Annotated in this window: 12 protein-coding genes; 8 read left to right on the top strand and 4 right to left on the bottom strand. The window is 70.9% G+C overall.

Annotation, left to right across the window (positions count from 1 at the left end; all coding sequences use genetic code 11):
- Positions 1-53: 53 nt before the first annotated feature.
- Both O7599_RS29150 and O7599_RS29145 read left to right on the top strand, forming a co-directional pair.
- Positions 54-869: a helix-turn-helix transcriptional regulator gene (locus O7599_RS29150; RefSeq protein WP_281618585.1), complete on the top strand. Its 816-nt coding sequence runs from the start codon at positions 54-56 to the stop codon at positions 867-869.
- Positions 866-1114, top strand: a complete 249-nt coding sequence (locus O7599_RS29145; protein ID WP_281618584.1) for a DUF397 domain-containing protein — start codon at positions 866-868, stop codon at positions 1112-1114. Before O7599_RS29150 ends, O7599_RS29145 begins: the two co-directional genes overlap by 4 nt.
- Here O7599_RS29145 and O7599_RS29140 read toward each other — a convergent pair.
- Positions 1086-1895, bottom strand: coding sequence for a helix-turn-helix transcriptional regulator (locus O7599_RS29140; RefSeq protein ID WP_281618583.1), 810 nt, complete (start codon positions 1893-1895; stop codon positions 1086-1088). The two genes, O7599_RS29145 and O7599_RS29140, sit on opposite strands and share 29 nt — an antisense overlap.
- An 87-nt stretch (positions 1896-1982) precedes the next feature.
- On the opposite strand from O7599_RS29140, the gene O7599_RS29135 reads away from it, so the two are divergent.
- Positions 1983-2378 carry a nuclear transport factor 2 family protein gene (locus tag O7599_RS29135; protein ID WP_281618582.1) on the top strand — a complete coding sequence of 132 codons (396 nt, stop codon included), beginning with the start codon at positions 1983-1985 and terminating at the stop codon, positions 2376-2378.
- 661 nt (positions 2379-3039) lie between these two features.
- Here the strand turns inward: O7599_RS29135 and O7599_RS29130 are convergent.
- Entirely contained in the window at positions 3040-3609 is a 570-nt protein-coding gene (locus O7599_RS29130; protein WP_281618581.1) for a TetR/AcrR family transcriptional regulator, read from the bottom strand.
- Positions 3610-3715: 106 nt separating this feature from the next.
- Between O7599_RS29130 and O7599_RS29125 the strand changes: the two genes are divergently transcribed.
- Entirely contained in the window at positions 3716-4672 is a 957-nt protein-coding gene (locus O7599_RS29125) for an NmrA family NAD(P)-binding protein (protein ID WP_281618580.1), read from the top strand.
- A gap of 94 nt (positions 4673-4766) precedes the next feature.
- Here O7599_RS29125 and O7599_RS29120 read toward each other — a convergent pair whose 3' ends face one another.
- Entirely contained in the window at positions 4767-5609 is an 843-nt protein-coding gene (locus O7599_RS29120) for a phosphotransferase (protein WP_281618579.1), read from the bottom strand.
- Positions 5610-6026: 417 nt separating this feature from the next.
- Between O7599_RS29120 and O7599_RS29115 the strand changes: the two genes are divergently transcribed.
- The 4 genes from O7599_RS29115 to O7599_RS29100 all read left to right on the top strand — a co-directional run bounded on the left by O7599_RS29115 (position 6027) and on the right by O7599_RS29100 (position 11475).
- The gene (locus O7599_RS29115) at positions 6027-7034 is read left to right on the top strand and encodes a UDP-glucuronic acid decarboxylase family protein (protein ID WP_281618578.1); all 1008 of its coding nucleotides are present in this window, start codon (positions 6027-6029) and stop codon (positions 7032-7034) included.
- Positions 7031-8920, top strand: a complete 1890-nt coding sequence (locus O7599_RS29110; RefSeq protein ID WP_281618577.1) for a glycosyltransferase family 2 protein — start codon at positions 7031-7033, stop codon at positions 8918-8920. The genes O7599_RS29115 and O7599_RS29110 overlap by 4 nt, the downstream gene beginning before the upstream one ends.
- Positions 8921-8971: 51 nt before the next feature.
- Positions 8972-9994 (top strand): UDP-glucose 4-epimerase GalE, encoded by a 1023-nt coding sequence (galE, locus tag O7599_RS29105; RefSeq protein ID WP_281618576.1) that lies wholly within the window; start codon positions 8972-8974, stop codon positions 9992-9994.
- A 65-nt stretch (positions 9995-10059) separates the two neighbouring features.
- Positions 10060-11475, top strand: coding sequence for a UDP-glucose/GDP-mannose dehydrogenase family protein (locus tag O7599_RS29100; RefSeq protein ID WP_281618575.1), 1416 nt, complete (start codon positions 10060-10062; stop codon positions 11473-11475).
- Here the strand turns inward: O7599_RS29100 and O7599_RS29095 are convergent.
- The gene (locus tag O7599_RS29095) at positions 11409-13052 is read right to left on the bottom strand and encodes a right-handed parallel beta-helix repeat-containing protein (RefSeq protein ID WP_281618574.1); all 1644 of its coding nucleotides are present in this window, start codon (positions 13050-13052) and stop codon (positions 11409-11411) included. The two genes, O7599_RS29100 and O7599_RS29095, sit on opposite strands and share 67 nt — an antisense overlap.
- Between the last annotated feature and the right edge of the window lie 29 nt (positions 13053-13081).

Genomic DNA, 13081 nt, shown 5'->3' with positions numbered 1-13081 from the left:
GGGACACAGGGGGGTCCCTGGACCTCCGTACCCTCAAAGGCGAGGTGAACGCGGTGACGACGCTTCAGAACTCCCAGCCGCCGATGCAGTGGCGGTACTGCGGCAATCAGATCAAGCGGTGGCGGCAGCGGGCGGGGGTCAGCCGGGAGGAACTGGCGGATGAGGCGGGGTATGCCTACGACTCCGTGAAGATGATGGAGCAGGGCCGCCGCCGGCCGACGCCGCGGGCGTTGCAGGTGGCGGATGAGATGTGCAATGCGCAGGGGCTGTTGGTGGCGGCGTTGGCGTACCTGCAGCCGGAGAAGTTCGCGTCGTACTCGCAGGAGTTCATGCTGTACGAGGCGGAAGCCGTCTCCCTGACTTGGTACGAACCCCGATACATCCCGGGCTTGTTGCAGACCGAGGAATACGTCCGGGCGGTTTTGGCCTCATTCGTACCGCCGCTGGACGAGGAGACGTTCGAGCAGCGAGTCACGGCGAGGCTGGGGCGACAGAAGTTGCTGGGGATCCAGAACCGCTCGTTCAGCTTCATCATCGAGGAGGCAGCGCTGCGCTGTCGCTTCGGCGATGAAGAGGCGTACAAACGGCAGTTGCGCAGGCTGCTGGAGATCGCCCAGCAGCGGAACGTCACCGTGCAGGTGATGCTCGCGGAGAGCGGTATCCATCCCGGGTTCCGCGGCCCGTTCGTCATCTTGGAGACGCCTGAGCACGAACATCTCGCCTACGAGGAAGGTCAGACGACCGGGGTCCTTTACGCTGATAGGGAGAAGGTCAGCACCGTGATGCGTCGCCATGACATGATCGCCCGCGAGGCCCTGAGCCCGCGGGACTCCCTACGGTTCATCACGCAGCTCCTGGAGGAGCGATGAAGGACGAGCTCGACTGGTTCAAGTCCAGCTACAGCAACGACGAGGGCGGCGCCTGCGTCGAGGTCGCCGTCGCCTGGCGCAAGTCCACCCACAGCAACAGCGAAGGCGGCAACTGCGTCGAGGTGGCCCCCGTACCAGGTGCCGTCCACGTGCGCGACTCCAAGGACCCCCACGGCCCCCACCTCTGCTTCACCCCCGAAGCCTGGTCCGCCTTCCTCACCCACGCCACCACCACCGGTCAGTAGGCGATCCGGGGTTTCTCCCGTCGATTTCCGTGAAGTAGGCGGCACTCTGCGCGTCTGCTGGGTAATAGGACTCGATCGAGATCTCGTCCAGTGTGATGTCCAGCGGGGTACCGAACGTGGTGATGGTCGAGAACATCCGTAGTTCTCGACCATCGAAGCGAATGACCATGGGAATGACGATCTCGGACTCAAGCGGGAGACTCTCGCCCTCGGGGTCCGACCCCAACAGCTCCTCGTAGAGAGCGGTGAGACCGGCATCGGGGGCGGCGGCAAGCTGGCGCGTGATCCGGGTACGGAGCCCCGTGCGCACGTCCGCCAGGTTGACGACCAGCGGGGCGAGCCCGCGCGGGTCCAGTGCCAGCCGCACCAGGTTGACCGGCGGCCGCAGCAGATGGGGAGCGACTTTCGCCAGGAACGGATCGACGGCGCGGTTGGTCATCACGAGGTTCCAGTGCCGGTCGAAGGCCACCGCAGGATACGGTTCGTGCGCACGGATCACCCTCGCGACGGCGTCCCGGGCCGCCGAGAGCGCGTCGTCGTCGAGCGAACGCTCGTCATACCGCGGTGCGAACCCCGCGGCGACGAGAAGCCGGTTGCGATCACGCAACGGCACGTCGAGCTGAGTCGCCAGCCGCAGGACCATGTCGGCGCTCGGGTTGGACTTGCCGGTCTCGACCAGGCTGACGTGACGAGCCGAGACATCGGCGGCGATCGCGAGATCGAGCTGGCTCAGCCGTCTGCGTTGCCGCCACTGCCGCAGCAGCTCTCCCACTGTGTTCACAGTCGTCGACGTTACGTCCATGTCCGGCCCTGCGCCATGAAATCGCAGTTCATCGACAGCCGTCGCAACGCCGGAAACACTTCTCCCATGACCACAGAGAACACGACCCTCGTCCAGAAAGTCCTGGCGGAAGTGCTCGCCACGGGCAACGTCGAAAGCCTGGAAGCGGCACTCAGCGACGACTTCCTCCACCACCGGCCGGACTCCTCGCGCAACAAAGCGGAATTTCTCGAAACCGTACTCGCGGTGCCCGTCGCCGACGTACAGATCGATGTCCAGAACGTCCTGGGCGCCGGAGATCACGTTGTGATGCACACACTGCGCCGGCTGCGCAGCACCGGCCTGGAGATCGCGTGCGTCGAAATCTTCCGGTTCGAGAACGGGCTCCTCACCGAAGCTTGGGAGATCCTCGAAACGGAAGCCCAGGCAGCCACCAATCTGCTGTGGTGGCAGCCCCCCGGGCGTCGCCCCGGCGACTTCTGAAACTCGGCCTCGGTGGGCGATTTGGCCTGGTCTTGCGGGCCCGAATTCCGGGCCGCGTGGGGTGGTAGAGGCAGGTCTCGGCTGGCTGAGTGCGTGTGAAGCGGCGAAAGTCGGTGCTGCGGGCCTGATTTGAGGCGGATCCGGGGGTGTTACCCCGAGTTACGACCGGATTTCTCCGCTCGGGACGGCCAGGAGCGGGTTCTCGGTGGGGTTGCCCGTGCTCGGGCGGGTACGTCTTCGGGTCCGCCTGCCCCACGCCGGGTCGTCCGCGTCTGGGCCTGGGCCGCCTTCCGAGCTCGGTCCCCGTCCTCCGGGGTCATCGGCGAACGGAGTGGGCCTGTCTCGGGTGGTCCGGTCCCCGTCGGCGGGGATCCCTTCGTGGTGTCGGTTGGAGGGTGCCCGCTCCCCCCGGGCCACCTCGTAGCTGCCGGTCTTTTACGGGCCGGAGTCCGGTGTCAAGGGTGGGGCGCAGCCCCATCGCAAAGCGACGTCCCGGAGCGAAGCGGAGGGGCGCCCTTGACGCCGGGCGGAGACCCGCATCATCAAGTACGGGGTGGCCCGGGGGGTGCCCTGACGACACCGGCCCACCCCGACACGGACCCCGCCGTAGTCGGGCTGCTCAAGGAGCCGATCCCTCCGACGCGCCCCCGCCGCCCCGCGTTCAGCCCCGCGGGCTCAGGCCCGTCACCGCCAGCCGGAACAGGCGGTCCGCCTGGGCGGCCGGGTCCGGGTGGTGTTCCGCGGCCAGGGCGATACCGACGATCAGGGTGATCAGGTCGGCGACGGTGACGTCCGGGGTGACCCCGCCGTCCCGTACGGCCCGGCGCAGCAGCGGGGCTGCCGCCTCTTCGAGGACCGCCGCGCAGGTGTTGCCCTGTACGGGGTCGGCGCCGGCGGTGTCGTAGGCCAGGGCCGCGGCCAGGCCGCGGGCCGTGACGCAGTAGGCGACCACCTCGTCCAGCCACTCCAGCAGCGCGCCGCGGCTGTCGGCTTTGCCGGTCAGCTCGTGGGCGCGCAGGCGCAGGGCCTCGATCCGTTCGCGGGAGACCGCCTCCAGCAGGGCGCGGCGGGTGGGGAAGTGCCGCCGTACGGTCGCCGAGCCGACGCCCGCGGTGCGGGCGATCTGCTCCAGGGAGGCGCCGGCGCCCTGCGTGGCGACCTCTTCCTCGGCGACGGCGAGGATGCGCGCGTAGTTGCGCCGGGCGTCTGCGCGCTGGCTGCTGCCGGGCATGGTGTCGTCTCCGAGGGTTTGCTAAGTGGCGGGCCCCGCCGTATCGTACCCGAGAGCTAAACGGCGGGGTCCGCCGTTTCTTCCCGGCCGGCATCCGAGGAGCACCATGTCCGCAGCCTCCGCACCCGCACCCGCACCCACACCGGCACCCGCACCCCCGCCCGTCCTCGTCACCGGCGCCACCGGCCGACAGGGCGGTGCCACCGCCCGCGCCCTGCGGGCCGCGGGCGTTCCCGTCCGCGCGCTGGTACGCGACCCGGGCAGCGACCGGGCCGCCGCCGTCCAAGCGCTCGGCGCCGAGCTGGTCGCCGGCGACCTCCGCGACCGCGACTCCGTGACCCGGGCCGCGACCGGCGTACGGGCCGTCTTCTCCGTGCAGATGCCCGCGGTGACCGCGGACGGCTTCGACTTCGACGGCGAGGTGGCCCAGGGCGTCAACCTCATCGAGGGGGCGAAGGCCGCCGGGGTTCCCCAGTTCGTGCACACATCCGTCACCGGTGCCGGGCAGCACACCGAGACCCCCGGATGGGCCGAGGGACGCTGGGCGGTCGAAGCCAGCCTGGCGGCCAAGAGCGCCGTCCAGAACCACCTCCGCGCGGCCGGGTTCCCCCGCTGGACGCTCCTCAAGCCGGGCACCTTCATGGAGAACTTCCTCCCGTCCATGAAGTTCCTTTTCCCGCGCGGCATCGATGGCGGCCTGGTGAGCGTCCTGAACCCCGGCACCAGGCTGTCCCTGGTCGCGGTGGACGACATCGGCCGCGCGGCGGCCGCGGCCGTCGCCGCGCCGGAGCGGTTCGACCGCGTCGAGCTGGAGTTGGCCAGCGACTACCTGTCGATGACGGAGATCGCCGAGGTCCTCTCCCGCGTCCTCGGTACGCCCCTGTCCGCGCCGGACATGACCGCCGAGCAGGCCCTCGCCGCGGGCATGCCGCCCATGGGCGTCTCCCACGAGTGGCTGAACGCGGCCGGCCAGCCCGGCCGTCCCGAGTACGCCCGGGCTCTGGGCATCCCGCTCACCCCCTTCGCACAATGGGCGCAGGACCACCTGCGAGCGGAGTTCTGACGCGGCGCGCACCCCGCGCCCGCACGCGCGCCGACACCCGCGCCCGCGCCCGCGCCCGCGCTCCAGGGAGACCGGTGAGACGAACCCCCGGACCTCAGCCCCTGCCCCATCGGTCGAGTGCCGCGCGGATCTGGCCGAGCCACTCCGTGCCCAGTCGGCGCCCGTCCGGGAATTGGTCGTCCCGGTCCCAGCGCCACGTCGTGACGATCGCCAGCACGAGGATCCGGCACGCGCGCAGCAGGTCCTGATCGACATCGGGATAGTGCGCGCCGACTTCTTCGGGCGCATGGGCGAGGTCGAACTCGACAGGCCCGCGGCAGCACGTTTCGAGGTCGACGAACAACGGCCCGTCCTTCGTGCCGAGCACGTTGCCCGGGTGCGGCTCGCCGTGCAGGAGCTGGTCGGCGCCGCCGCGCTCGCCCGCCACTCGTCGCAGGCTTCGCAACGTGTGGGCGAGGAGGTCCCGATCCGCGTCGGCGAGTGCCGGAGTGCGGTCGGGGTCGGCCACGAGTTGCTGAGCCTGCTCGACTCGGTCCGTGAAGTGGGGCGTGGGGATGTCGAGTCGGCGCATGCCGGCGTGCAGCCGCTTGAGCGCGTCGGCGTATGCGGCCGGGGGGACCGCTGAAGGCGTCGCGGGTTCGTAGTACGTCCACAGCGTGACCTCGAAGGCGTCGCGCGCGTAGACGCGTGGCTCCACCCGAGGGTCGAGGGCTGCCACCGGGCTGTCTGTTTCGGCGAGCCGTTGTGCCAGTTCGATCTCGAACTGTGCTATCTGATCCGCCGCCGGTGCGACCCGGGCCAGGACGTCACACGGCAGCAGACGCAGAGTGACCTTGTTCGAGTCGTGCAGAACAACCGCGTCATCGACCTTCAGGCCGAGCTCGGTGGCCGTGGAGGCACCCGCGGCCACCGCACGCGAGAGGTCTGATGCCTTCATCTCGCTCGTCCCTCACCCTCGCGTCGACGCACTCCGTGGTGATCGTTCCCGGACCGCGAGGAAGCCTACGACTCACCGCCCTGTCTGACGACTCGTTTTCTTCGAGGGGCGGCCTCCACGAGACCGTGCGCGACGCGCACGGCGTCGGTTCACACGGGTGAGTGAGCCGGAGGCCGGCGGAGCAGTGCCCCCCGAGGGCTTCCGCACGGCGATCGCGGGCAGTGGCCGCCCCGCCGGCGTACGGCCGATCAGCCCAGCAAAGCCCCGCACCCTTTGAGGACGGTCTTTCTTATTTCCATATGATTTTTCTGCGGTTCACCGAGAGCCGCCTCCACTCCCGGAACTCCTCCGCCGCGAAAGGGCGGGGCGTCCCCGGCCCTGGAGCCGACGTTTCTTCCTTGATTCGTGGAGAAAGTCATGCACGTTGCCGTGACCGGTGGCGGCGGTTTTCTGGGGTCGCATCTGTGCGAGGCACTCCTGCGGCGCGGGGACTCCGTGGTGTGTCTGGACAACTTCTCGACCGGTGAGCCGAAGAACATCGCACACCTGAGGGACAACCCCGGCTTCGCGTTCATCCATGCCGACGTCAGCACCGCGGTGGACGTCCCGGGGCCGATCGACGCCGTCGCGCATCTCGCGAGCCCCGCCTCGCCGCCCGACTATCTGCGGTGGCCCCTGGAGACGCTGGCCGTGGGCAGCCGCGGCACCGAGAACTGCCTCCGCCTCGCACAGCGTCACGACGCCCGCTTCGTGCTGGCGTCGACGAGCGAGGTGTACGGGGACCCTCTGGCCCATCCTCAGGAAGAGGACTACTGGGGGAACGTCAACCCCGTCGGGCCGCGCAGCGTGTACGACGAGGCCAAACGGTACGCCGAGGCGCTTTCTGCCGCCTACCGGCGTACCCGCGGCGTCAACGCCGGCATCCTGCGCATCTTCAACACCTACGGCCCGCGCATGCGCCCGCGGGACGGCCGCGTGGTGTCCAGCTTCATCACGCAGGCCCTGAGCGGCGAGCCGCTGACGCTGTACGGGGACGGAAAGCAGACGCGCAGCTTCTGCTTCGTGGACGATCTGGTCCGCGGGATCGTCGCGATGCTCGACTCGCCGGAAGGAGGCCCGTTCAATCTGGGAAACCCGGAAGAACGGACCGTCACCGAGCTTGCCGAACTCGTGCTGGACATCACCGGTTCGGTGTCGGAGTTGCAGTACCACCCCCTTCCCGTCGACGACCCGGCCCGCCGCCGCCCGGTGATCACCCGTGCGCAGGAACGGCTCGCCTGGTATCCGGACGTGGGCATCGAAGAGGGACTGCGCCGGACCGTGGAGTGGTTCGCCGCGCGGCCCCGGGAGGTGGCGGCCGGTGCCGCGGCGATCCGGGGTGGCCAGCAGGACGGCGTGCCGGCCGTCGTGTCCGCCGTCCCATGACGCAGGCGGAGTCAGGACCCGCGGGCCGGGCCGTCGCGACCGGTGGTCCCGGCACGGCACCCGTTCGTCCGGACGCAGACCTGCCGGACGCAGACCTGAGTGCCCGGATCCTCGCGCTCTCGGACGGCAACGTCGTCCGCATCCCGTCCGACGGACCGGCGTTCGGCCGGCCCGCACCGTCCCGGCGCACCGGGGCCGGCAGCTTCGTCTCCCTGCTCCCCCGGGCCGACCGGTGGAAGGTGCGGGTGCTGGTGACGGGATGGCTGGGGTGCCTGGTCTGGTTCTGGGTGTGGTGGCTGCAGCCCGGGCACCGGATCGGCTGGGTGGGGCTGGTCGTGAACAGCGCGCTCCTGATGTACCTGGCGCTCATGCCCGTGCACTTCCTCGTCCCGCTCCTGCGTCTGCGCAGGTTCAGTCCGGTGATCGGCGTTCCGCGGGTGCGCACCGCGTTCGTGGTGACGCGCGCGCCGTCGGAGCACTGGGAGATGGCCCGCGGCACGCTCCAGGCGATGCTGGCGCAGGACTTCCCGTACGCGTACGACGTGTGGCTCTGCGACGAGGACCCGTCCGCGGAGGTGCTTCAGTGGTGCGCGGCGAACGGGGTGCGGGTGTCGTGCCGGCGCGGCCGGGCGGACTACCACCGGGCCACCTGGCCGCGCCGGACGCGCTGCAAGGAGGGCAACCTCGCCTACTTCTACGACCACTGGGGATACCGCGACTACGACGTCGTCTCCCAGCTCGACTGCGACCACGTGCCGCACCGGACGTATCTGACCGAGGTGATCCGCCCGTTCGCCGATCCCGCCGTCGGATACGTGGCCGCCCCGAGCGTGTGCGACGCCAACGCGGCGGCCTCGTGGTCGGCCCGGGGCCGGCTCCACCGGGAAGCCATGTTCCACGGCGCCGTCCAGCTCGGGCACTCCGAAGGACTCGCCCCCGTCTGCATCGGCTCCCACTACGCGGTCCGCACCCGGGCCCTGCGCGACATCGGGGGGATCGGCCCCGAGCTGGCCGAGGACTTCTCCACCGCCTTCCTGCTCAACTCCGCCGGCTGGCAGGGGGCGTTCGCCATCGACGCCGAGGCCCACGGCGACGGGCCGATCACCTTCGCGGCGATGGCGACACAGGAGTTCCAGTGGTCGCGCAGCCTCGCGGTGATGCTGATGGGCCTGGTGCCCCGGCACCTGGGCCGGCTGAGCGGCCGGCTGCGCGTGCGGTTCCTGCTCGCGCTGTCGTACTACCCGATGCTGGCGCTGACCTCGACGGTCGGACTCATGCTGCCTCCGGTGGCGGCCGTCGCCGGGCTGCCGTGGATCAACGTGAACTACTTCGAGTTCCTCGGCCACTTCTGGGCGATGACCGTGTGGCTGGTCCTGCTGGCGGTGCTGATGCGCCGGCGCGGCCTGCTGCGTCCCGCGGACGCACCGGTGGTGAGCTGGGAGAGCTGGCTGTTCGGCGTGTCGCGCTGGCCGTTCGTCGTCTGGGGTGTGGGCACGGCCGTCCTGCAGAAGCTGCGCCCCAGGACGGTCGTCTTCAAGGTCACGCCGAAGAGCCGTGACGGCCTCGAACCCCTGCCCCTGCGGCTCGTGGCCCCCCATCTCCTCCTCGCGTCGGTGCTGACGGGCGCGGCCATCATCGGCGAGCTGACCGGTCCCGCGGTGGGCTACGTCTTCCTCTGCCTCGTCGGTGCCGTGTCGTACGCGCTGGTCGCCCTGGCGGTCGCGGTGCTGCACGCCGTCGAGGCGGCCAGGGCGGCCGGGGTGCGCGTCCAGCACGCGCTGGGCACGGTCGGCCTGCCGCTTATCGCCGCCGGGACGCTGCTCGTTCCGCTCTCCTGGGCTCTCTCGATGTACCCGGTCTACCTGGCAGGCGTCATCGGCTGGTGAGACCGGCCCGCTCCCGCGACAACCCGTGACGAGGTCGAAAGAGGTACGTCCATGTCCGCAACAGTGCTGGTGACCGGCGGCGCCGGGTTCATCGGCAGCCACACGTGCGTCGAACTGCTGGAGCACGGGTACGGCGTCGTCGTGGTCGACGACCACTCGAACAGCTCGCCCCGGGCCCTGGAGCGCGTCGCCAAGATCGCCGGCCGGCCGGTCACCGCGGCGTACGGGATCGACGTGCGGGACCGGCGCGCCCTGTCCGCGGTGTTCGACGCCCACGCCTTCGACGCGGTGATCCACTTCGCCGCGAAGAAGGCGGTCGGCGAGTCCGTCGAGCTTCCGGTCGAGTACTACGACACGAACGTCGGCGGCACCACCGCGCTCCTGTCCGCCATGCGTGAGCACGGCGTGCACCGGCTGGTGTTCTCGTCCTCGTGCTCGGTCTACGGCGATGCCGCCGCGGTGCCGCTGACCGAGGAGGACCCGGCCGCGCCCACCAACCCGTACGCGACGACGAAGTGGCTCTGCGAGCAGGTGCTGGCCGACACGTGCCGGCGGCTGCCGGACATGAGCGTCCTGGCGCTGCGGTACTTCAACCCGGTCGGCGCCCACTCCAGCGGGCTGCTCGGCGAGGACCCCCGGGGCGTGCCGGACAACCTCATGCCGGTGCTGGCCCAGGTCGCGGTCGGACGGCTCCCCGGGCTCCGCGTCTTCGGCGACGACTACCCCACCGCCGACGGCACCGGGGTCCGCGACTACATCCACGTGAGGGACGTCGCCGACGGACACCGCGTCGCTCTCGAACACCTCGGTGACGAGCGCGGCATGCGCACCTTCAACCTCGGCACCGGGGTGGGCACGTCCGTCCTCGAACTCGTGGCGGCGTTCACGCACGCGTGCGGCCGGCCGATCCCGTACGAGATCACCGCGCGGCGGCCGGGCGACGTGGCCGCGCTCGTCGCCGACCCGGGCGCCGTGGCACGGGCCTGGAACTGGGCCACGACCCGTGATCTCGCCGCCATGTGCCGCGACGCGTGGGAGTTCCAGGAGCTGAACCCGTCGGGCTACCCCGACTGATCCGTCCACCGCCGTCGCAGGCGGCGGTTCAGGAGTCAGCAGTCATCCAGACAGGGGACACACACATGCGCTTGACCGTCATCGGTACGGGATATCTCGGAGCCGTGCACGCCGCGTGCATGGCGGAGATCGGACACGAGGTCCTCGGCGTCGACGTCGACGCCGGGAAGGTCAGGGCCCTGGCCGAGGGCCGGCCGCCCTTCTTCGAGCCGGGTCTGCGGGAGGTACTCGCCGGAAACGTCGGCTCCGGGCGGCTGCGGTTCACCACCTCGCTCCGCGAGGCCGCCGGGTTCGGTGACGTCCACTTCGTCTGTGTGGGCACACCCCAGCGGCGCGATGCGCAGGCGGCGGACCTGCGGTACGTCCACGCCGCCGTCGACTCCCTCGCGCCGCATCTGCACCGTCCGTGCCTGATCGTGGGCAAGTCCACGGTCCCGGTGGGGACGACGGAGCGGCTCACCGCCCGGCTGCGCGAACTCGTCCCGGGCGGCCACGTCGAGGTCGCCTGGAACCCCGAGTTCCTCCGGGAGGGCTTCGCGGTGCGGGACACCCTCGAACCGGACCGGCTCGTCGCCGGCGCCGCTTCGCGGCAGGCGGACGACACGCTGCGAGCCGTGTACGCGCCCATGCTGCGGGCGGGCGTCCCGTACGTCAGCACGGATCCGGCGACGGCGGAGCTGGTCAAGGTGGCGGCCAACGCGTTCCTCGCGACGAAGATCTCGTTCATCAACGCCATGGCCGAGGTGTGCGACGCGGCCGGGGCCGACGTGGTCACCCTGGCCGACGCCATCGGGCACGACCCGCGTATCGGCCGGCGCTTCCTCCGCGCGGGTCTCGGCTTCGGCGGCGGCTGCCTCCCCAAGGACATCCGGGCCTTCACCGCCCGCGCCGGGGAACTCGGCGTGGGCCCGGCGGTGGCGTTCCTGCGGGAGATCGACGAGATCAACATGCGGCAGCGCCGGCGCACCGTCGACATCGCCAGGGACCTGGCCGGCGGCACGTTCACCGACCGCCGGGTGGCGGTTCTCGGCGCGACGTTCAAGCCGGACAGCGACGACGTACGCGACTCACCCGCACTCACCGTCGCCGCGGCCGCCCACGACGAGGGTGCCGAGGTGCACGTCCACGACCCGCAGGGGCTGGACAACGCCCGGGCGCTCCTGCCCGCCCTGCGGTACGCCGCCGACGTGACCGCGGCGTGCCGGGGCGCCGACGTGGTGCTGCACCTGACCGAGTGGAGTCACTACCGCGACCTCGATCCCGTCGCGCTGGCGGCGGTCGTGCGGGAGCCGAGGATCCTGGACGCACGCAACGGCCTCGACGCGGACCTGTGGCGCGCCGCCGGCTGGACCGTGCGGGCGCTCGGCCGGCCGGCGCCGGACACCGGCCGCCCGCCCGCGCGCGTGATCATCCCTCACGGCTCCGGCTCCGGCTGCGCCGCTCCGCTCGACACCGACTCGCTGAGCCTCTCCCCGAAGTAGTCCACGGGGCCGGGGTCGACGCCGAGTGACTCCAGGTCCACCGCACCCGCCACCCCGTCGGCGCACGCCGGCACCATCCGGGCGGCCCCGGCCACGCTCGTGATCGGGGCCGCCGCCCCCGGGAGGCAGGGGTCCCCGGTCGTCCCGGTCGGCGCGGAGTCCAGGACTTCCTGGCCGGTGCCCCCGCGCCACCCGCTCAGCGCGTCGTACGTTCCGGCACCCCACCGCAGGGCCCACTGACCGGTGCTGAAGTAGGTGTTGCCCCGGAACCGCACCTTCGCGGGCGGGTACGGCGTGGACGAATCGACCAGCGGGGCTCCGTCCGTGACGAAGATGTTGTTGTACACCCGGGCGCCCGTGAGTCCCTCCTGCAGCCGGAGGGCCGGCGCCCGAACGGCACCGCCGCCGGTCTGCACCACGGTGTTGTGGTAGATGTCCACGTCCTGGACTCTCTTCCCGTACGCCACGATTCCGCCGTACATGGAGAGCTTTCCGGAGTCGCCCCCGCTGAGGTTGAAGCGGACGGTGTTGTCCTTCTGCGCACGGTTGTCGGCGGCCGAGTAGACCAGGTAGCCGGGGCCGTCGTTCCCGTAGGACAGGTTGTACTGGAGGACCGAGGAGGACACGTTGTTGTCCAGGCCGAACCCGCCGCCGTCGGAGCGCGAGCCGGTGTGGTTGGCGTACGCGACGCTGTTCTCGATGACCATGCGGGTCGAGTCGTAGGTCCAGATGCCCTCCGGCCCTTCCAGAGCCTCGGCGGACGACTTCGACCCGTTGTCGTGCGCGACCGCCCGCTGCACCTTCCCCCCGCGGATGCTGCCGAGAATGATGCCGCTGCCGGTGTTGCGGCCGTGGGCAGCCGGATCGCCGTCGTTTCCGTAGGCCCTGACGCGGAACACGGTCACCCGCTCGTGCGCGTACGCCGGATCACCGGCGTCGAAGTCGGGCCCGTACGCGGAAAGGCCGGCGTCCTTGTTGTCACGCACCGTGGAGTTGCTGATCCGCACGTCCCGGAATCCCGAGGTGCCCTTTCCGGCGCCGATGCCGATCCCGGTCCTGAAGTGCGAGACGTCGACGCCGGACACGGCGACGTTCTCCAGTTTCCCGCCGTCCGGCGCGTCGGCGAAGAAATTGATGCCGGGCCGCTTCCTGAACGATGCCCGGTCCCCCACCAGGTTGAGATCGCGGATCTCGACACCGGCCGTGTTGTGGACGGAGATCCCCGTGCCACCGGAGGCCGCGATCGTGGCGCGCCCCTTGCCGTACGACTCGATCTTCACGGGTTCTTCGGCGCTTCCCGCGTCCCTCTCGTCGAGGGTCAACTCGCCGCGGAACCGCGCCCCGGCCCTGAGCCGCAGCCGGTCCCCGGGCCTGAGCCTCGCCCCGTCGGCGTGCTCCAGTGTCCGCCAGGCCCGCGCGGGGGAGAGACCGTCGTGGTCGTCGTCGCCGTCCGGGCTGACGTAGTACGTGTACCCGCCGCCGGAGTTCTTGCCCGGCGGGACGTAGGGCTCGGGCAGCTCGCAGCCGAACACCAGGAGGCAGAGGAGCGCGGCCGACCTCCTCGTTCCTGTCCGCACCGGCGCACTCACTCCCTGGTTGCCTCACT

This window comes from Streptomyces sp. WMMC500, assembly GCF_027497195.1.
Taxonomy (GTDB): Bacteria; Actinomycetota; Actinomycetes; order Streptomycetales; family Streptomycetaceae; genus Streptomyces.
This window is presented reverse-complemented; position numbering and strand designations above follow the sequence as displayed.